The 19,047-nt window shown below is 70.7% G+C and carries 17 protein-coding genes; 8 read left to right on the top strand and 9 right to left on the bottom strand.

The window, feature by feature from the left end:
* Positions 1-114 precede the first annotated feature (114 nt).
* Positions 115-453, top strand: coding sequence for a hypothetical protein (locus J2S55_RS27420; protein ID WP_306866626.1), 339 nt, complete (start codon positions 115-117; stop codon positions 451-453).
* A 4-nt stretch (positions 454-457) separates the two neighbouring features.
* Here J2S55_RS27420 and J2S55_RS27415 read toward each other — a convergent pair whose 3' ends face one another.
* The 6 genes from J2S55_RS27415 to J2S55_RS27390 all read right to left on the bottom strand — a co-directional run bounded on the left by J2S55_RS27415 (position 458) and on the right by J2S55_RS27390 (position 6,724).
* Positions 458-1,567: a DUF4192 domain-containing protein gene (locus J2S55_RS27415; protein ID WP_306866623.1), complete on the bottom strand. Its 1,110-nt coding sequence runs from the start codon at positions 1,565-1,567 to the stop codon at positions 458-460.
* Between the two features lie 104 nt (positions 1,568-1,671).
* On the bottom strand, positions 1,672-2,424 hold the full coding sequence (locus tag J2S55_RS27410) for an EI24 domain-containing protein (protein ID WP_306866621.1): 753 nt from the start codon (positions 2,422-2,424) through the stop codon (positions 1,672-1,674).
* A 255-nt stretch (positions 2,425-2,679) separates the two neighbouring features.
* Complete coding sequence (locus J2S55_RS27405) at positions 2,680-3,273, bottom strand: Maf family protein (RefSeq protein ID WP_306866618.1); 594 nt, start codon at positions 3,271-3,273, stop codon at positions 2,680-2,682.
* A gap of 177 nt (positions 3,274-3,450) precedes the next feature.
* A complete protein-coding gene (gene ftsH / locus J2S55_RS27400) occupies positions 3,451-5,463 on the bottom strand; it encodes an ATP-dependent zinc metalloprotease FtsH (RefSeq protein ID WP_306866616.1) in 2,013 nt (670 codons plus the stop codon).
* 60 nt (positions 5,464-5,523) lie between these two features.
* The gene (locus tag J2S55_RS27395) at positions 5,524-5,667 is read right to left on the bottom strand and encodes a hypothetical protein (RefSeq protein ID WP_306866615.1); all 144 of its coding nucleotides are present in this window, start codon (positions 5,665-5,667) and stop codon (positions 5,524-5,526) included.
* Between the two features lie 58 nt (positions 5,668-5,725).
* Complete coding sequence (locus J2S55_RS27390) at positions 5,726-6,724, bottom strand: hypothetical protein (RefSeq protein WP_306866614.1); 999 nt, start codon at positions 6,722-6,724, stop codon at positions 5,726-5,728.
* A 108-nt stretch (positions 6,725-6,832) separates the two neighbouring features.
* Between J2S55_RS27390 and J2S55_RS27385 the strand changes: the two genes are divergently transcribed.
* A complete protein-coding gene (locus tag J2S55_RS27385) occupies positions 6,833-7,051 on the top strand; it encodes a DUF3616 domain-containing protein (RefSeq protein ID WP_306866612.1) in 219 nt (72 codons plus the stop codon).
* Here the strand turns inward: J2S55_RS27385 and J2S55_RS27380 are convergent.
* Together J2S55_RS27380 and J2S55_RS27375 are read right to left on the bottom strand one after the other, a co-directional pair.
* Entirely contained in the window at positions 7,038-7,730 is a 693-nt protein-coding gene (locus J2S55_RS27380) for an aminoacyl-tRNA hydrolase (protein WP_306866609.1), read from the bottom strand. The genes J2S55_RS27385 and J2S55_RS27380 overlap by 14 nt on opposite strands.
* Before the next feature lie 64 nt (positions 7,731-7,794).
* Entirely contained in the window at positions 7,795-9,069 is a 1,275-nt protein-coding gene (locus J2S55_RS27375; protein ID WP_306866606.1) for an MFS transporter, read from the bottom strand.
* A 714-nt stretch (positions 9,070-9,783) separates the two neighbouring features.
* On the opposite strand from J2S55_RS27375, the gene J2S55_RS27370 reads away from it, so the two are divergent.
* The 6 genes from J2S55_RS27370 to J2S55_RS27345 all read left to right on the top strand — a co-directional run bounded on the left by J2S55_RS27370 (position 9,784) and on the right by J2S55_RS27345 (position 16,947).
* Positions 9,784-11,529: an ABC transporter family substrate-binding protein gene (locus tag J2S55_RS27370; protein ID WP_306866603.1), complete on the top strand. Its 1,746-nt coding sequence runs from the start codon at positions 9,784-9,786 to the stop codon at positions 11,527-11,529.
* 147 nt (positions 11,530-11,676) lie between these two features.
* On the top strand, positions 11,677-13,185 hold the full coding sequence (locus J2S55_RS27365; protein WP_306866600.1) for an ABC transporter permease: 1,509 nt from the start codon (positions 11,677-11,679) through the stop codon (positions 13,183-13,185).
* A 16-nt stretch (positions 13,186-13,201) separates the two neighbouring features.
* Positions 13,202-14,185, top strand: coding sequence for an ABC transporter permease (locus J2S55_RS27360; RefSeq protein ID WP_306866597.1), 984 nt, complete (start codon positions 13,202-13,204; stop codon positions 14,183-14,185).
* On the top strand, positions 14,185-15,339 hold the full coding sequence (locus J2S55_RS27355) for an ABC transporter ATP-binding protein (protein ID WP_306866593.1): 1,155 nt from the start codon (positions 14,185-14,187) through the stop codon (positions 15,337-15,339). Before J2S55_RS27360 ends, J2S55_RS27355 begins: the two co-directional genes overlap by 1 nt.
* Positions 15,336-16,370, top strand: a complete 1,035-nt coding sequence (locus tag J2S55_RS27350) for an ABC transporter ATP-binding protein (protein WP_306866591.1) — start codon at positions 15,336-15,338, stop codon at positions 16,368-16,370. Before J2S55_RS27355 ends, J2S55_RS27350 begins: the two co-directional genes overlap by 4 nt.
* Positions 16,371-16,554: 184 nt before the next feature.
* Positions 16,555-16,947 (top strand): DUF3224 domain-containing protein, encoded by a 393-nt coding sequence (locus tag J2S55_RS27345; protein WP_306866589.1) that lies wholly within the window; start codon positions 16,555-16,557, stop codon positions 16,945-16,947.
* A gap of 36 nt (positions 16,948-16,983) precedes the next feature.
* Here the strand turns inward: J2S55_RS27345 and J2S55_RS27340 are convergent, their stop codons facing one another.
* Positions 16,984-18,567: an alpha/beta hydrolase gene (locus J2S55_RS27340; RefSeq protein WP_306866587.1), complete on the bottom strand. Its 1,584-nt coding sequence runs from the start codon at positions 18,565-18,567 to the stop codon at positions 16,984-16,986.
* Between the last annotated feature and the right edge of the window lie 480 nt (positions 18,568-19,047).

The raw sequence follows: 19,047 nt of genomic DNA, 5'->3' as shown, positions 1-19,047 counted from the left end.
TTTCATATTTGTCACTGATTTCCGTCCGGTCCATCCGGATGAACCCTTGGATGTCCCTTAGAGTCCACCCTGGCCTCCCACCATGAAACGTCCGGGAGAGGTATACAAGGAGTCATGAGATGGCGGGATCGCTATGGGTTGAGGCGTTTGCGCGGGCCGAAGATCGCCAAGTTCGACCGTGAGGCGACCGACGCCGACGTCGAGGCGCTCATCGCCTTCGCCAAGTCGCGTCGTGGCGTGGAGTTCTACGTCGAGCCGGAGACCTTCGCGACGGACACCACCGCGATGGCCATCGCCGACGACGGCGAGTGGACCCGGCGCCGGGTCGGCTCGCCCGCGGTGATCCGCAAGGTCGCCCGCGACCTGGCCCTCCCCGTCTATGACGTGCAGCTGACGGGTTATCCGCCCCGGATGCGGGCCTACAACGAGCGCCGCAGACGCGCCGAGGACTGATCGATCACCCCGACGGCGGCTCCGGCTCCTCCAGCAAGGCGAGCATGGGGAGCAGCCAGACCGCCCGGGGGCTGCCCATCTCCTCCGCCAACTGCTCGGGGGTGGGCATCCTGTCGGTCAGCGCGTGCGGCGGGAGCAGATGGTGTAGTGCGTGCATGAGCAGATCCGCCATCGAGTAACCCGGGTCGACGGCCCGGGCCCGGCTGAGCGCGACACCGGCCAGCGCGGAGTCGCCGTCGCGCCAGGCGACCACGCCGAGCAGGGATGCCGCCGGGGGCACGAATCTCGGCTCCAGCCGCCGGGTGAGGTCATGCCAGAGCCTGCGGTGGACGTCGTGGGTGCCGTCGGTGACGAGCGCCCACGCCTCGTCGCGGATCCGGATCACCGCCAGGTCCAGTCCGAGCCTGGCCGCCTGCTCGTCGTCGAGCCGCCCGCCGGAGGCGTAGGTGCCGATCGCCGCGCGGACCCGGGCCATCCCGTCGGCGACGAACTCCGCCGCGAGCCCCTCGACGTCTCCGCATCCGGCGAGCCTGTCCCGCAACTCCCGCGTGACGCGGGCCGTGATCCGGCGCATGGCCAGCCTCTCGGCTCCACCGACGGGGTCGAGCGAGCGTTCCAGGGTCTCCCGGTCGGGCAGGGCGACCAGTCCGTGCACGGTGGCCTCGGCCGCGATCACACCTGCCTCCTGTCCGTACGGCGTGCCGTCCACCGGGCAGCAGTCCGCCCGGGAGCAGAGGTAGGACCAGTAACGGCCGTCCTCCACCCGGAGGGCGTCGACGACTGTGACATCGCTCCTGCGTAACAGCGTGACGGCCATGTCGACGGCGGGCGTCACCAGCTGGCCCGGGCCGTAGCCGATGACGATGACCTGGCCGCTCCTCTCCGCGCGGAGCAGCGGGATGATCCGGTCGAGGTTCGGAGCGGCCAGAGGGAGGTCCCACCGGACGGTGAGATGGAGCCGGCTCCGGGACGGCCGCCCCTTCAGTCCGATCACGATCAGGCTGTCCGCGGGGTGGAACCCCACGAGGTAGGGGACAGCGCCGAGGACCTCCTCCGTGGAGCCCAGGAGCAGGCGGGGCCGGTCGGCAGGCGGGGCCGGGATGTCGGTTGTCATGGCCCAGAGCTTCGCCGGATCGCGCCCCGCGCCTGCACGCCGAACCGCGCTCTGTGGAGAGTCGCGGGCTGTCCACAGCCCGGCGGGGTGAACGGAGGGAGAGCTCAGGCGACGGGCGCCAGGCGCGTGCGGACCATGATCGCGCCGCCCGCGACGGCAGCGGGCATCGCGACCACGGCGCCCAGGGGGATGAGGAAGAGCAGGAAGATGAGCACACCGAAGCCGAGAGCCACGGCCTTGTTCCTCCGGAGAAGGGCGAAACGGCTCTTGCGTGCCATGCCGCGGCGCTCCATGGCCAGCGTGGTGAGCTCGACCGTGAGGAAGAAACCCGAGACCAGGGCGCCCAGCACCGGCACCACCGTCTGCCCGACCACCGGCACGAAGCCCAGGAAGAACAGCGGGATGGTGAACAGCAGGACGTATCCGAGAGTGATCAAGCTGTCCTTGATGGACCTGGGGATCGACTTCCAGAGCGGGAGTTCATACCCGCTCGGCACCTCGCCGTAGGTCTCCTCGACCTTCTCCGAGAGCTTCTCGTAGAAAGGGTCTCCCACGATCAGGGTCACCGCGGTGAAGGTCACCACGGACAGGACCAGCCCGGCTCCGAAGATCACCAGCCCGAGCAGGGCCCGGAGGGCGTTCCGTGCCGCCTCGCCCCACCCGCTCGCGAACGGCGTCGCCCACTCCGCGATGTCTCCCGCGTTGGTGCCGAGGAAGTAGAGGCCGACCATGTAGAGCACGGACACGATCAGAGCGGGGATCAACCCGAACAGCCACCACCTGGGGTTCCGCGCGACCCAGCGCAGCCCCTGCAGAAACAACCCGATGCCGTCCATAAAGGAGCGGAGATGACCCATGCCCGGAAGATTAGCGGGATCGGTGGATCACCGCGCGACGGCACCGGGGACCACCGCCCGCCCCGCCCCCGCCGTGGCGGTCCCTGCCCGAGAAGGCGACGGCCCCGGGCGGCGGATCGGGGCACCGGCCGCCGTGGCGGCCCCCTCCCTAGGGGAACGGGACCCGGACGGCGGGCGGGCCGGCGCCCGCCGTAGCCACCGCGAGCGCGGCGCGGCGCGAGACAGATGCGACGTGGCGCGGGACAGGCGGTGCGGTCAGGCGTGCTGCCAGAGGGCGGGCACGGAGACACCGAGGGTGGTCAGAAGGCGGCGCAGGAGGGGCAGGGAGATGCCCAGGACGTTGCCGTGGTCGCCGTCGATGCCGTCGACGAACCAGCCGCCGGCGCCGTCCAGGGTGAAGGCGCCCGCGACGGCGAGGGGCTCGCCGGTGGCGACGTAGGCGGCGATCTCGGCGTCGGTGGGGGTGCCGAAACGCACGACCGTGGCGGCCGCCTCGGCCACCTCCCGCCCGTCGGCGGCGTCGATCACGCAGTGGCCGGTGAGCAGCCGGCCCTCACGGCCGCGCATGCCCTGCCATCGGGAGACGGCCTCCTCGGCCGAGGACGGCTTGCCGTAGGCCCGGCCGTCGAGCTCCAGCACCGAGTCACAGCCGATGACCAGGCCCTCGGTCAGGTCGCGGGCCACGACAGCGGCCTTCGCGCGGGCCAGGGTGAGGCAGAGCTCGCTCGGGGTGTCTGCGGTGACGGCCTCTTCGTCGACCCCACTGACGATCACCTTGGGGTCGAGTCCGGCGCTGCGGAGCAGGGCGAGGCGGGCGGGCGAAGCGGAGGCGAGAACGATCTGGGTCACGTCAATCGAGCCTAGCGCGGGTCGACCACCTCTCCTCGTCCTCTCCTCGTCCTCTCCTCGTCCTCTCCTCGCCCTCCCCCGCATCTCCCGCTTCCCCGTATCACCCCGCTTCTCCTTCTCCGCCTTCTCCCACAGCCCCCGCCCTCCCCCCGCTTCCCCCGCAGTCCTCGCTCCCCTTCACCGCTCCTTCTCGCCTTCCCGTCGTGTCCCTCCTGCCGCCTCCCCGCCCCACTCCGTCTGTCCGCCGCGCGGCAGTCCCGCGGCGGCATATGCCTCGGCCTCGCCCAGGGTCTCCTGCTCCAGCAGGGCGATGACGATGGCGTCCAAGCGGTCGCGGTTCTCCCTCAGGACGCGCAGGGCCACCCCGTAGCACTCGTCCACGATGCGCCGGGTCTCCTCGTCCACGGCAGCCAGGGTGGCCGGAGCGGCCGTGAGCTGGCCGTCGGCGGAACTCGGCAGGATGGTCAGCGGGCCGATCCTGGAGGACATGCCCCAGCGGCCGACCATGCCCCGGGCGATCATGGTGACCTGCTCCAGGTCGTTCTCCGCGCCGGTGGTGACGAGGTTGTAGACGACCTGCTCGGCGGCCATGCCGCCGAGGGCCCCGATGATCCGGCCGCGCAGATACTTCTCGTCGTAGGCGTAACGATCGGTGTCGGGCGTGGAGAGCGTGACGCCGAGCGCCCTGCCGCGCGGGATGATCGAGATCCTCCTGACCGGGTCCGCCCCGGGCTGGAGCATGCCGAGCAGCGCGTGGCCCGCCTCGTGGTAGGCGGTGCGCCTGCGCTCCTCCTGCGGGATCACGAGCGCGCGGGCCGTACCGAGCAGGATCTTCTCCAGGGCGTCGGCGAGATCGCGTGCCCGCACCTCGGCGTTGTCCCGCTTGGCGGCGAGCAGCGCGGCCTCGTTGACGAGATTGGCCAGATCGGCGCCGGTCATGCCGGGGGTGGCCCTGGCGAGCCGCTCCAGGTTCACGTCGTCGGCGAGCGGCACGCCGCGGGTGTGCACCTTGAGGATCTCCAGCCGCCCACCGGCGTCCGGCGCGGAGACCGTGACGGTCCGGTCGAAGCGGCCGGGCCGCAGCAGCGCCGGGTCGAGGATCTCCGGCCGGTTGGTGGCCGCGATCACGATGACGCCCTCGGAGCCGGTGAAGCCGTCCATCTCGGTGAGAATCTGGTTGAGGGTCTGCTCGCGCTCGTCGTGGCCGCCGATCGTGCTGCCGCCGCGCACCCGGCCGATCGCGTCGATCTCGTCGATGAAGATGATCGACGGGGCGACCTTGCGGGCCTCCTCGAACAGCTCGCGCACCCGTGACGCGCCGACGCCCACGATCATCTCGATGAACTCCGAGGCGCCCGCCGAGAAGAAGGGCACGTCGGCCTCGCCCGCGACCGCCCGGGCGAGCAGGGTCTTGCCGGTGCCGGGCGGGCCGGCGAGGAGCACGCCCTTGGGGAGCTTGGCGCCCAGCCTGAGGTACCTGTCGGGCTCCTTGAGGTAGTCGACGATCTCGGCGAGTTCGTTCTCCACCTCGTCGATGCCGGCGACGTCGTCGAAGTCGACCCGGACCTTGCCCGCCTCCACCGGCGTGGCCGCCTTGGACCTGCCCATGCCGCCCAGGCCGCCCAGCCCTCCGCCGCCCACCATGCCTGCCGCCGAGCGGCGCATGAACCAGATCCACAGGCCGGCCAGCAGCAGCACGGGCAGCAGTGACAGCAGCAGGTTGACCACGAAGCCGCGGTCACCGGTGACCGGCTCGGCCTTGATCTCCACGCCCCCCGCGACGAGCTGCCGGTAGAGCTGGCCCTCGTCGGCGAAGACCGGGATCTCGCTGGAGAACTTGGTGTAGCCGCGGTTGTCGCTGTCGGGATCCTGGGCGGCCTTCTTCAGATCGCCCTGGACGGAGAAGCCCTTGGCGTAGATGTCCTTGACGTTGCCGGCCTGCACCTGCCGGAGGAACTGGGTGTAGGAGACCGTCTCGACCCCGCCGCTGTCGAAGATCGACGAGATGAGGAAGAAACCCGCGTAGACCACCAGGAGTGTGAGCAGGAAGCGTTTCCAGTTGATCTTCGGGCGCTGCGGGGCCGGTGGCTCGCCGGGCAGCCCTTCGGACCGCCACGGCTTGGGCTGGTCTTCCCTGTCGCGCCCTTCGGCGTCGGGTCCCCTGCGCTCCGGAGACGCCGGTCGTTCCACGACTCCTCCCTCCAGGGCCCCGGCCCGACCCCCGCGGAGATCGCCCTGGGCCCGGCGTCCTCAGCCGCGGGCCCGGCCCGCGGCGCCCGCGCGGCGGGTCGGCGGCCCGGCCGGGGATCCGGAGGAGCGGCCCGTGTCCTGTCCGGCCGTGGCGAGGTCGCGGCAGGCGGCGGAGTCGTTCCGGACGGCGGAGAGATCGGCCATGAAATCCCCCGATTTCCATCAGGCCGGATGAACAAGGCGATTCCTGCCCAGCCAGTGCCTACTTCAATCTGATCGAGGAAATCGCGGTGTTGATGTCGCGCCAGTTCTTCCGCTGGGCGTCGGGGATCGTCACGAAGACCATGGCGGGCTTGGCGCCGGGCACCTCGGTCACGGCGACGGCGGCCATGGACAGCCGGGTCTTGCCCTTGACCTTGTACGTCACCCGGTAGCCGAGCAGCCAGCCGTCCTTGATCGGCTGGGAGGCGGTCCATCCGATCCTGGAGCCCTTGGGGTGGTGGTTGAGCGTCCAGCGGGCGGCCAGCAGGGCGGTGTGCTTCGGGCTCTCCTGCACCTTGATCGGCACGGGGCAGCTCACGAGCATCGCCCGGGTGGGCACGCCCTTCGCCCTCGGCAGCACCTGCCGGGTGGCGAACGGCGAGGCGCCGAAGACCTTCCACGGCTTGCCGAGCCGGGCCAGCGAGACTCCCGACTTGGCGTCCTGCAGGCGGCGCTTGGTCTTGTGCTCCTTGCCGGGCAGCCGGCCGAGGCGCCTGTCACGCGGGAGCTCGGGGACGCGGGGGTCGGCCAGAGCCACCACCACCGCCGCGCTCGGCCCCTGCGAGCCAGCCGCGCTCGCGGTCGGCGAGGGCGACAGGGACGCCTGGGCCGGGGACGCGGTGGGGGAGGGAGCGGTGGGAGAGGGCGCGGCCGGCGAGCTGACACCGGGCGAGGGCGTCGCGGCAGATGGCGCGGCGATCTGCCCCGACGCTCCCTCGCCCGGCTGATCTGGGGAGCCGGAGTAGGTGAAACCGACCACGGCCGCGACGGCGGCCACGACCACCGCGGTGGCCACGGCGAGGATCCGGTAGATCACGCGCATCGGCAGGTCACCGATGCGGGACTTCTTGATCGGCGACCTCGACGGGGTGGCCGGCGGCCTCGACCGGTCGTCGACGGTGACCTTCGGCAGCTCCGACGTGTCCGCCTCCGCGGTCACATACGTCGGTACGGAACCCGTCCCCCGGGTCCCCGGAGTCCCACCCAACCCATCGAGCACGATCGGGAGCGTACGACAAATCCGGTTTTCTCGTGCGCGATCCCCATCACACTTCGGGAACGAGTGCCTCCCAACTGCGAGGGGACACCTACCTGCGATGATTCGCGGATGTCCGTAGAACGTCAGGTGGAACTCCGGTTCCACGCCACCTCGCGTGAGGCGAGGACCCACCCCGATCTGTCCGCCGTCGGCGTCGACGGTCCCGGGCTCTGGGCGGCGGGGGACGAGACCGCCACCGTCGAGCGTCTGACGTTCCGCGACGGCCCGTCGGAGGCCCGGCCGGCCCCTGGGGGAGGGGTACTCGCCGACATCGTCAGGATGACCTGAGCGGGCCTGAGGCCGCGGGCCGGAAGCCGCCCTGGCGCAGCCACGGGGCGTCCGCGACGACGGTGCAGGACCCGGGCTCGATCTCGGTGAACCCCGCGTCCCGGACCACCGGCAGCCCCGAGGCGGTCAGCGCGGCCCATCCGGCGGGGTCGGCGGTCCGCACGGAGACCGTCAGTCCCCGCTCCCGCCACGCCTGCCGGGCCGGCCCGTCACTCCCCCACCAGGCGAGCTGGGCCGCGTGCCCGGCCTGGGCCATGGCCTTGCCCGCCGACATCTCCAGCTCCGGGTTGATCCAGAGCGTCACCTCCCCCGCCGGTCCCGGCGGGGCCGGGTCGGTCAGTTCGGTGCCGGAGACCTGGAGCCTGGACAGGTCCTTGGGCCAGTCGTCGAGGGGCACCGGCGGGTGGACCCGCACCTCGGCGGTGCCGGAGGTCACCGTGATGCCGGGCAGGTCGAGCACCCGGCGCCACTCGGCCCCGCGCGCCCGCCGGACGACCTTCCTGATCCCGATCTCCTCCCAGGAGCGGACCGCCTGGGTCCACTCGCCCTCGCCGCGGGCCCGGGGGTCGTCGAGCAGGGTCAGCACGGCCAGCGCGGCCGCCTCCAGGGCGTCGGTGCGCTCCGGAGGGGCCGCCCGCTCGATCCTGACCACGAGCGGTAGCACTTTCTGGCCGGTCACGAGGCCCCCGCTCGCCGTGCCACCGATCCGCTGTCCTGCCCGCCGACTGACCTGTTCCGCTCGTTCACGCTCTCAAGGATGCCTTCTTCGCGATGGCGACCGACATCAGGGCCGCGATCAGGCAGAGGAATCCGGCGGCGTACCAGGCGAGGTCGTAGGCGCCGAAGTGGTCGCGGGCGAGTCCCGCGCCCACCGCGGCGACGGCCGCGCCGACCTGGTGAGAGGCGAAGACCCAGCCGAACACCACCGCGCCCTCGGAGCCGTAGATCTGTCGGCACAGGGCCACGGTGGGCGGTACGGTGGCCACCCAGTCGAGGCCGTAGAAGATGATGAAGACGAGCATGCTGGGCTCGGCGGTGGCCCCGAACAGGCTGGGGAGGACCATCAGCGACAGCCCGCGCAGCCCGTAGTAGGCCCCGAGCAGGACCCGCGAGTCGACCTTGTCGCTCAGCCAGCCGGACGCGACGGTCCCGACGACGTCGAAGATCCCGACCAGGGCGAGGAGCCCCGCGGCGGTCGGCTCGGCCATGCCGTGGTCGTGGGCGGCGGGGATGAAGTGGGTGCCGACCAGGCCGTTGGTGCTCATCCCGCAGATCGCGAACCCGCCGGCGAGCAGCCAGAAGGGCCGGGTCCGCGCGGCCGTCCACAGCACGGTGAGCGCGTGCGCGGCGGCCCCGCCGGTCCTGACGGGCGGGGCGGGGGCGGCCGCGCCGGGATCGGCCCCCAGGGCGGTGGTGCCGACCTCCTCGGGGCGGTCGCGCAGCAGGAACCAGACCAGGGGGACCACGGCGAGGGCGGCGACGGTGACCGTGACGGCGGCCGAGCGCCAGCCCTGGGCGGCGGCGAGGTGGGCGAGGATCGGCAGGAAGATGAGCTGCCCGGTGGCGCCGCCCGCGGTGAGGATGCCGGTGACGAGGCCGCGGTGGCGGACGAACCAGCGCTCGGTGAGGGTGGCGGCGAAGACCAGGGCCATCGACCCGGTGCCGAGGCCGACCAGGACTCCCCAGCACAGGACGAGCTGCCAGGGGGCGTTCATCAGGATGGTGAACCCGCTGCCGGCCGCGACGAGCAGCAGCGCGCACGCCACCACCCGGCGCATGCCGAAGCGGTTCATGAGGGCGGCGGCGAACGGGGCCGTCAGGCCGTAGAGCATGAGGTTGACCGAGACGGCCAGCGAGATCGTGCCCCGGGACCAGCCGAACTCCTGCTGGAGCGGGGTGATCAGCACCCCGGGCGTGGCCCGGAATCCGGCCGCGCCGAGAATGGCCACGAACGCGACTCCCGCCACGATCCAGGCGCGATGCAGTCCGCGCTCACGCGTCTGAAGAGTCGTTGACATGGGCCCAATCATGGGGGTCGCGGACATGGCCCCACGAGTGGCCCGGGTGCCAATGTCCGCAAGAATCGGGCCATCGCGCCGGCCGCCCCGTCAAGTCCGATCGGAGCCGGCCGTCCCACGGCGGACGCCCTCTCCACGCCCGCCGGCGGGCGTGCGGTCCGGCCGGCCGGCCGCGGAAAGGGACCCACACAACGGGGACGGCGTAAAAATTCCATTCATAGGATGATTTTTCATCCTATTGCTGGGCCAGAAACCCGCAGGAGAAAAGGAATTCCCGTACAGCCCACCCTCCGGCGACTCCCGCGACACGGCTCACGCCATCGTCGCGGTCACGCCAGGCCACGGGTTCCGGCGCGCCCAAAACCCCACCGCCCGACTACCCGGAGTGATCGCGAGTGCGATCCCGGCGGAAGTTTCCGAACTGCTTGCCCCGCCTTTCGAACATCGGAGATCCTTAACGCGGAACTCGCTCCGGCTACTCTCTGTTATCTCACATACTGGGACTATTCGGTCAAACGTTACGTTTTTCCCTATCCGCCCCAATTGGGAAGTTTGGCGCTTCACGCCCGACTTTGTTACAGCTTGGGGCGGTGCCGGTCTCAGGTCTGCAACACCCAAGTCGTCCTACTTGTCCAGGAGAGAGTCACGGTGCTCAGCTTTGTTCGACCAATGCTGGCGGCTGACCTCAGACCGGACAATTAAAGGAGTGCTGGCGTGTTCCAATCGCGGACATCTGGCAAGTTTCTAGCTGCTGTGGCGGGAGGTGCGCTCCTGCTGACCGCCTGCGCGGGTAACGACGCCGGGACGAGCTCGCCGACCTCGCCGGGCTCGGCGTCAGCCTCGGCTCCGGCGGCCCAGACCATCACCTATGCCTACGAGCAGGAGTTCCACTCCTACAACAACAACACCGTCGCGGAGAACGCCACCCGCAACGCGGGCCCCCTCCAGCGCGTGCTGACGGGCTTCTGGATCTACGGTGACAAGGGCGCCATCACGCCCGACAAGGACTTCGGCACCTACGAGAAGACCTCCGACGACCCGCTGACCGTCGAATACACCATCAGCGACAAGGCCGTCTGGTCGGACGGCGTGCCGATCGACTGCGACGACGTCATGCTCTGGTGGGGCTTCAAGTCCGGCAAGATCAAGGGCTTCTCCTCCTCCGGCAACGAGGGCGTCCAGGACACCAAGCTGCCCGAGTGCGACAAGGGCGGCAAGAAGTTCTCCCTCATCTACGACAAGCCCTTCGCCGACTGGGTGGCCAACGGCCCCGGCGCGACCGAGATCCTGCCGGCCCACGTGGTCGCCAAGCAGGGCGGCCTGTCCGAGGACGAGTTCATCGCGGCGGTCAAGGACACCGACGCCAAGAAGCTCGAGAAGTCCATCAAGTTCTTCAACGACGGCTGGGTCTCCGAGGGCACGCTGCCCGCGGCCGACCTGATCCCCTCCTCGGGCCCGTACAAGCTCTCCAAGATGGACGCCGGTCAGTCGCTGACCTTCGTCGCCAACGACAAGTGGTGGGGCACCCCGGCGGCCACCCCGACCGTCGTGGAGCGTTTCATCGCCCTGGACGAGCAGGCCCAGGCGCTGCAGAACCGTGAGGTCCAGATCGTCGAGCCGCAGCCCGGCCCCGACGTGCTCAACCAGCTCAAGGCCATCGAAGGCGTCAAGGTCAACCTCAGCGACGAATACACCTACGAGCACCTCGACTTCAACTTCGACTCCAGCCCGTTCAAGGACAAGGCGCTGCGTGAGGCCTTCGCCAAGTGCGTGCCCCGGCAGCTCATCGTCGACAACCTGATCAAGCCCGTCGCGCCGGAGGCCAAGCCTCTGGAGATCCGCAACGTCGCCCCGTTCCAGGCCAACAGCGCCGCGGTCATCTCTGCCAGCGGCGGCGCCGGCGTCTACGCCCAGCAGGACATCGAGGGCGCCAAGGCGCTCCTGGAGAAGGCGGGCAAGACCGGCCTCGAGGTCAAGGTCGGCTACCAGACCCCGAACCCGCGCCGCACCGCGGCCGTGCAGCTCATCATCGACTCCTGCAACAAGGCCGGTTTCAAGGTCGTCGACAAGGGCTCCGAGGACTTCTTCGGCACCGTGATGCCGGCCAACGGCTACGACGTGGCGCTGTACGCCTGGGCGGGCTCCTCCCTGGTCAGCGGCTGGGCCTCCACCTTCACCACGCCGAAGAAGTGCGACGGCGAGAACAAGGGCAACAACAACGGCTGCTACTCCAGCAAGAAGGTCGACGAGCTCATCACGAAGCTGAACGCGACCGTCGACCTGGCCGCGCAGGACCCGATCATCGCTGAGATCGAGAAGAACCTCTGGGCCGACCTGGCCACGATCCCGCTGTTCCAGCACCCGGGCCTCAGCGCGTGGGACGAGGCGGTTCAGAACGTCGTCCCGAACCCCGCGCAGTCGACCATCACCTGGAACATGGACAAGTGGAGCCTGTCGTAACCCCCTCGTTCTAGGGCCCGTTCCCTGACCGTCGCGTGCGGTTGATGGAACACCAACCACCCAGGGCCGGGACCAGAGAATCACAAACCTCTGGTTCCGGCCCTGACCCGCACATATAGTCCCTTCGAATGAGCAGGAGGTGACGTAATGATCGTCTTCATCGCGCGGAGACTGGTCATCTCGTTCTTCGTCCTCCTGGCGGCCACCTTCATCATCTTCGTGCTGACGGCGCTCTCGGGCGACCCGTTGGAAGACCTCCGCCAGGACAACAGCCCCAACAAGGCAAACAAGATCGCCGACCGCACCGAGCGGATGGAGCTCAACACCCCGATCCCGCTCCGCTACCTGGGCTGGCTCGGCCGCATCGTCCGGGGCGAGCTCGGCGTCAACCGCGACGGCCAGGACGTCGCCCCCCTTCTCGGCCACGCCCTGTCGGCCACCCTCCAGCTCGTGCTCGCCGCCACCGTGCTGGCGATCGTCGTCGGCATCGTCGTCGGCATCGTCTCCGCCCTCCGCCAGTACAGCGGCTTCGACTACACCGTCACCTTCGCCGCCTTCGTCTGCTTCTCCCTGCCGCTCTTCTGGGTCGCGGTGATGCTCAAGCAGTACATGGCCATCGAGTTCAACAACTGGCTGAAGGACCCCGGCATCCCGCCGACCGTCATCGGCCTCCTGGCGCTGGTCGGCGGCCTGATATTCGGCGCGCTCACCGTGGGCGACCGCAAGCGGCGGCTCCTCGCCTTCCTCATCGGCGCCGTGATCAGCGGTGCGCTGTTCACCCTGCTCTCGGTGACCCGCTGGTTCGCCGACCCCGGCTTCGGCCTCCCGCTCGTCCTGGCCATGTCGGCCGCCGCCGCGGTGGGCTTCACCGTCCTGTCCGCCGGGCTGCGCCAGCGCGGACCGCTGTACGCCGCCCTCGCCGCCGCCCTGATCGGCGCGCTGGCCTCACAGGTGCTCGACCCGCTGCTGGTCGACCCGACCTGGCTGGAGATCATCGGTCTCGCCCTGCTGACGGTCGCGGTCTGCGTCGGCCTCGGCTACGGCCTCGGCGGGATCCAGCGCCGGCAGGCGACCACCGCCGCCGTGCTGACCGGCCTGTTCACCGGCGCCGTGATCTTCGTGGACCACATGCTCCAGGCGTTCGACTCCTACAGCAAGGTGGTGCGCGGCCGCCCGATCTCGACGATCGGCGCACGGACCCCCAACTTCAAGGGCGACTTCTGGCAGCTGAACCTGGACTCGGCCGGCCACCTGCTGCTGCCGAGCCTGGCGCTCATCCTGATCTCCCTGGCCACCTACACGCGCTACAGCCGGGCGAGCATGCTGGAGGTCATGAACCAGGACTACGTCCGCACGGCCCGCGCCAAGGGCCTGCCGGAGCGGACCGTCGTGGTCAAGCACGCCTTCCGCAACGGGCTCATCCCGGTCACCACCCTGATGGCCTTCGACTTCGCCGGCGTCATCGGCGGCGCGGTGGTCACCGAGAACGTCTTCGGCTGGCAGGGCATGGGCAACCTGTTCATCAACGGCCTGCGGGAGGTGGACCCCGCCCCGGTCATGGCGTTCTTCATCGTCACCGGGACCGCGATCGTCGTCTTCAACATGATCGCCGACATCCTCTACGCGTACCTCGACCCGCGCATCCGGCTGTCCTGAAATCGGAGAACCACCCATGACGCTCAATGCGCAGGCCACGGGACCTGACACCGCATCCGATTCGCAGGGCATGGCGATCGTCGCCCGGACGCAGGGCCAGATGGTCCGCCGCCGCTTCTTCCGGCACCGCGCCGCGCTGGTCGGGATGATCATGTTCGGCCTCGTCATCATCCTGGCGTTCAGCTCCATCGGCTTCGCCGGCATCCCCGGCTGGTGGGACAAGAACTACCTCGACACCGGCGCGCTGACCAACCAGGGCAGGCCGACCCTCAGCCTGATCCCCGAGTTCCTCGGCGGCACCGGCATCCACCTCGGCGAGCACCCGTTCGGCCAGGACGACATCGGCATCGACTACTTCGCGCTCACCATGCGCGGCGCCCAGCAGTCGATCATCATCGCGTTCATCGTCGGTATCGTCGCGACCCTCAGCGGCACCATCGTCGGCGCGCTGGCCGGCTACTTCCGGGGCCGGATCGAGGCGGTGCTGATGCGCCTCACCGACGTGATGATCACCATTCCGGTCCTCATCATCGCCGCCGTGGTCGGCCGGATGATGGGTGACAGCGGGGCCGTCGTCCTCGGACTCTTCCTGGGCCTGGTGACCTGGCCGACGCTGGGCCGGCTGGTCCGCGGCGAGTTCCTCTCCCTGCGGGAGAAGGAGTTCGTGGAGGCCGCCCGCGCGATCGGCACGCGGCCGAGCCGGATCATCTTCCGCCACATCCTGCCCAACACCATCGGTGTGATCATCGTCAGTGCCACCCTGGGCATCGCCAGCGCGGTGCTGCTGGAGTCGGCGCTGTCCTTCCTGGGCCTCGGCATCCAGGCGCCGGACACCTCGCTGGGCCAGCTGATCAGCCGCTACCGCAGCGCGATGGTGGTCCGCCCGTGGCTGTTCTGGTGGCCCGGCGTGTTCATCATCACGATCGCGCTGTCGATCAACTTCATCGGCGACGGCCTGCGTGACGCCTTCGACCCCCGACAGACCCGGGTGCGTGCCTAATGACGACTCCTAACGTGCCGATCGAGCCCCGCAAGGGCGACGTGCACACCTATGACATCGCCCCCAACGTGCTCGACGCCGCCGGCGAGGTGCACGTCGGTCTCAACCTCGACGCCGTACGGCCTCCGTCGGAGGAGGAGATCCTCCGGGTCGACGACCTGACGGTGGAGTTCCCCACCGAGGACGGCCTCGTCCGCGCGGTCCGGGGAGTCTCCTACAGCCTGCGCGAGCGCGAGGTGCTGGGCATCGTCGGCGAGTCGGGCTCCGGCAAGTCGGTCTCCTCGCTGGCGGTCATGGGCCTGCTGCCCAAGAGCGCCCGGGTCAAGGGGCAGATCCTCTTCCGCGGCGAGGACATGCTGAAGATGTCGGCCCGCAAGCAGCGGAGCCTGCGCGGCCGGAAGATCGCGATGGTCTTCCAGGACCCGATGACCGCGCTGAACCCGGTGCACACGGTCGGCGACCAGCTCGCCGAGGCGGTGCTCGCGCATGAGCTGATGCCGCGCAAGACGGCGCTGGCCCGCGCCAAGGAGATGCTCGACCTCGTCGGCATCCCGCAGGCCGAGGCCCGGCTGCGCAGCTACCCGCACGAGTTCTCCGGCGGCATGCGCCAGCGTGCGATGATCGCCATGGCGGTCATCAACAACCCCGACATCATCATCGCCGACGAGCCGACCACGGCCCTCGACGTGACCGTCCAGGCGCAGATCCTGGAGAAGCTCCTGGAGGTCAAGGACGCGGTCAACGCCGCGATCGTGCTCATCACGCACGACCTGGGCGTCATCGCGGGCATGGCCCACCGGGTGCTGGTCATGTACGCCGGGCGCCCGGTCGAGGTCGGCGACACCGACCCGGTGTTCGAAGAGCCCCGCATGCCGTACACGGCCGGCCTGCTCGGCTCGATCCCGTCCCTGGAGAACTCCGGCAGCCGGCTCCGCCCGATCAAGGGCACTCCCCCGTCACTGATCAACCTGCCGACCGGCTGTCCCTTCTCGCCGCGCTGCCCGCTGGCCGACGACAAGTGCAGGACGGCCGAGCCGGAGCTGGCCGAGACCGACAGCGGCGGGCACTTCGCGGCCTGCCACCACTGGGACCGGCTGGCCGCGGTCGAGGACCCGACCGTGTTCTTCCGCACCGAGAGCGAGACTCTGGCATGAGTGTGAAGACCGAGGAGACGCCCGCCCCGGAGCGCGAGCCCGCCGGCGGCGCCCACCTGCTGGAGGTCAACGACCTGGTGATGAACTTCCCCGTCCGGGGCGGTGGTTTCCTGCGCCGGGTGGTGGCCCATGTCCAGGCCGTCAGCGGGGTCTCCATGCATGTGGACGAGGGCGAGACCCTCGGCGTGGTGGGTGAGTCCGGCTGCGGCAAGTCGACGACCGGCCGGGCGATCCTGCAGCTGCACAAGCCCACCTCGGGCTCGGTGCGCTTCCAGGGCCAGGAGCTCACCACGCTGTCGTCCAAGCAGCTGCAGCCCGTACGGCGCGACATGCAGATCGTCTTCCAGGACCCCTACGCCTCGCTCAACCCGAAGATGCCGGTCAACGACATCATCGCCGAGCCGCTGAAGGTCCACGAGCGCTGGAAGGACGGCGGGCCGGAGCGGGTGGCCGAGCTGCTGCAACTGGTCGGCCTCAGCCCCGAGCACGGCAACCGCTACCCGCACGAGTTCTCCGGCGGCCAGCGCCAGCGGGTCGGCATCGCCAGGGCGCTGGCCCTGGAGCCGAAGCTGCTGGTGCTCGACGAGCCGGTCTCCGCGCTGGACGTGTCGGTCCAGGCGGGCGTGGTGAACCTGCTGGAGGACCTGCAGGAGTCACTGGGACTGGCCTACATCTTCATCGCGCACGACCTGTCGGTGGTCCGCCACATCTCCGACCGGGTCGCGGTGATGTATCTGGGCAAGGTCATCGAGACCGGCCCCCGGGACGACCTCTACGACCGTCCCGCCCACCCCTACACCCAGGCGCTCCTGTCGGCCGCCCCCATGGCCAACCCGAAGGAGGAGCGCGCCAGGGAGCGCGTCATCCTCACCGGAGACGTGCCGAGCCCCCTGGACCCGCCGAGCGGCTGCCGCTTCCGCACCCGCTGCTGGAAGGCCCAGGACATCTGCGCCACCGAGGAGCCCCCGCTCGTCGACCGCGGCAACGGCCACCCCGTGGCCTGCCACTTCGCCGAGGTCACCGCGCGCTGACCGGATGGAGCGGGCCGTGCGGGATCCCCTCCCGCACGGCCCGCGGCGTCTGGGGGCCCGTACCCGGCCTGCCGGCTCACACCCAACCTGCGGCCCGTACCCGGCCTGTGGCCCGTACCTGACGCCAGGTGACAGGTACGGGCGCGACGATGGGAGCATCACCCCGACACCGAGGAGAGCCCCCATGCCCCGTGCCAACGGCACCTTCACCATCGACAGCTGGGACGCGCGGCCCTACGACGAGGCCGAGGGCGCCGCGCTCTCCCACGTCCACCTGACCAAGACCTTCGACGGCGATCTGGTGGGCACCAGCACCACCGACATCATCACCGCGACGGCCCAGGTCGAGGAGTCGGCGGCCTATGCCGGCTTCGAACGTTTCACCGGCACCGTGCACGGACGCAAGGGCACCTTCGTGCTCCACCACACCGCCACCAGCCACGCCGGGGAGTCATCCCTGAGCTGGACGGTCCTCCCCGATTCGGGCACCGGCGAGCTCCTCGGCATCAGCGGCGGGGGCCAGATCGTCAACGATGACGGCGCCCACTCCTTCCACCTCGACTACGGGCTCGGCTGAGTCCTGGGCGGCCGCGTCCGAGGGCTCCGAGGCGTGTCAGCGCCGGCCGGCGGCCGGGGCGGCGGAGCAGGTGGTGTCCTTGGCTGGCAGGACGCCGTCGACCAGATAGCGGTTGACGGCGCTGTCGACGCAGGCGTTCCGGGGGGCGAAGAGTCCCCCGTACACGGTGTGGCGGAAGGCGCCGCGCAGGGTGACCAGGCGGGAGCCCGTCAGGGCCCGGTGCGCGGCCTGCTGGCCGGGGTAGGTGGCCGCCGGGTCGCCGTCGGCGCCCACCATCAGCACCGGGACGTCGTTACGGACCCGGGTGGGAGGTTCGGCGGGGGCGACCGGCCAGAACGAGCAAGGGGTGAGGTTGCGGGTCAACGGGCCGAACAGCGGCTCGTCGGCACGGTGGGCCTGAATGTCGCGGTAGTAGGTGTCAGGGTCGCGGGACGCCGCCCGGTCCGCGCAGGAGATCGCGGTCTGGACGCTGGCCGAACCGTCCGCGTCCGGGGAGGACAGACCGGTCAGGACCTGTTCCAGGACCGGGGTGGGGGTGACCTTGACGCCGCGGGCGGCCTCGCTCAGGACACGGACGTCAGCGGCGAAGCTCCCGTACGCCTCGTCGCTGTCCCCGGCGGTGACGTTCCACAGGAGCTGGGGCAGCACGCGGCTGTCGACCTGGTGGTCGCCGACCCGCAGCGGGCCGCGGGTGACAGCCTGGCCGATCCGGTCCACGGTGGCCAGGACCTGGGCGGTGGTGGCGCCCAGGCGGTAGCGGCCGTGGTGGCGGGCCGCCCAGGCCGCCCAGTTCTCCAGGACCGCGGTCACGGCCGGCCCCGTCGTGCTTGTCAGGTCGGGACCGAACAGATCGGGGTTCAGGGCGCTGTCGAGCACCACCCGGTCGGCGCGGCGGGGGAACAGCTGCAGGTAGACCTCGCCCAGGTAGGTGCCGTACGACGAGCCGAGATAGGACAGTTTCGACTCGCCGAGGGCGGCCCGGATCACGTCCATGTCCCGGGCGGTGTTGCGGGTGGAGGCGTGGGGCAGCACATCCCGGTGAACGGCGCAGCGGGACGCCAGGTCCTTGGCCAGGGCCGCGCTCCGGTCGAAGGCGCGCCGGTCCGGTCCGGCGGAGCCGATGCTGACGGTGGGCCACCCGCAGTTCAGGGGGGTGCTGCGCCCGACGAAGCGAGGGTCCATCCCGATCAGGTCGTAGCGGGCCGCGACCGCGGGCCCGGCCTGCTTGACCTGGAGGGTGAGATACATCGCGGGGACTCCGGGGCCGCCGGGGTTGTAGAACAGGGATCCCCGCCGGCGCCCGGGGTCGGTGGCTCTCAGCCGGGACAGCGCGACCTTGATGGTCCGCCCGCCCGGGTCGCTGTAGTCCAGCGGCACGGTGACCTCGGCACACTGCGCCTTCGCGTCGTCCAGCTCCTTGCCGACGGTGTCGTCCGGGCCGCTCTGGCAGCGGTGCCAGGCGATCTCCTGCTGCTGGAAACGGGCCGGCCCGGCGTCCGGGGCACGGCCGCCGGCGTCTGCCCGGGCCGCTCCGGCGGCCGGCGGCACACCGGTCACGGTGCCCGTCAGCGCCGCCACCACGGCCCCGGCCACGGCCACGGCCGTCCTTCGTCCACGCATCGGATTCTCCTCCTGCACATTGTCCGCACACTGTCTCGGGCACGACCGGCCACGATTTCTCGGGCACGACCGGCCACGGCGCGCGGGCGGCTCCCCGGCGCCCTGAACGGCCCGGTGGATCACGGGTCGCGCCATCACGGGGTACGAAGTTAAGCCGCGCGGCCGGCCCGGCGCGTCAGCCCCCGGTCGGGTTTCCCGAGCCTGCGCGCGGCCTCCGCGCCGCCCCGTGGGGCTGCCGACGATCCCGCCTCTGACCAGCGGTTCCTCCGGGGCGGGGCCGCGCCGGACGCCTCGTCCGGGAGATCCGTGTACGACTCCAGGCTGACGCGGGCCGGCCGATCCGGCCGGTCCGGGGACCTCCGGTGCGGGGTCGGCGGACCTCCCGCGCGGGAGGAGACCCATGCTCCGCCGGGCGTGCCGGCCGGCCGCTCCGGGGCCTTGCGCCCCGCCCGGGACGCCGGGCGCGCGCTTGTCGTCCTC

This window comes from Streptosporangium brasiliense, assembly GCF_030811595.1.
Lineage (GTDB): Bacteria > Actinomycetota > Actinomycetes > Streptosporangiales > Streptosporangiaceae > Streptosporangium > Streptosporangium brasiliense.
Note: the sequence above shows the minus strand (reverse complement) of the source record. Positions and strands in the feature narration are given on the sequence as shown.

Excerpts from the sequence above, each read along its gene's own strand:
- J2S55_RS27350 (WP_306866591.1), top strand. The coding sequence starts at position 15,336 with ATGAGTGTGAAGACCGAGGAGACGCCCGCCCCGGAGCGCGAGCCCGCC.
- J2S55_RS27395 (WP_306866615.1), bottom strand. The coding sequence starts at position 5,667 with ATGGCCGATCTCTCCGCCGTCCGGAACGACTCCGCCGCCTGCCGCGAC.
- J2S55_RS27345 (WP_306866589.1), top strand. The coding sequence starts at position 16,555 with ATGCCCCGTGCCAACGGCACCTTCACCATCGACAGCTGGGACGCGCGG.
- J2S55_RS27340 (WP_306866587.1), bottom strand. The coding sequence starts at position 18,567 with ATGCGTGGACGAAGGACGGCCGTGGCCGTGGCCGGGGCCGTGGTGGCG.
- J2S55_RS27410 (WP_306866621.1), bottom strand. The coding sequence starts at position 2,424 with ATGGGTCATCTCCGCTCCTTTATGGACGGCATCGGGTTGTTTCTGCAG.
- J2S55_RS27375 (WP_306866606.1), bottom strand. The coding sequence starts at position 9,069 with ATGTCAACGACTCTTCAGACGCGTGAGCGCGGACTGCATCGCGCCTGG.
- J2S55_RS27355 (WP_306866593.1), top strand. The coding sequence starts at position 14,185 with ATGACGACTCCTAACGTGCCGATCGAGCCCCGCAAGGGCGACGTGCAC.
- J2S55_RS27365 (WP_306866600.1), top strand. The coding sequence starts at position 11,677 with ATGATCGTCTTCATCGCGCGGAGACTGGTCATCTCGTTCTTCGTCCTC.
- J2S55_RS27385 (WP_306866612.1), top strand. The coding sequence starts at position 6,833 with ATGTCCGTAGAACGTCAGGTGGAACTCCGGTTCCACGCCACCTCGCGT.
- J2S55_RS27360 (WP_306866597.1), top strand. The coding sequence starts at position 13,202 with ATGACGCTCAATGCGCAGGCCACGGGACCTGACACCGCATCCGATTCG.
- J2S55_RS27415 (WP_306866623.1), bottom strand. The coding sequence starts at position 1,567 with ATGACAACCGACATCCCGGCCCCGCCTGCCGACCGGCCCCGCCTGCTC.
- J2S55_RS27420 (WP_306866626.1), top strand. The coding sequence starts at position 115 with ATGAGATGGCGGGATCGCTATGGGTTGAGGCGTTTGCGCGGGCCGAAG.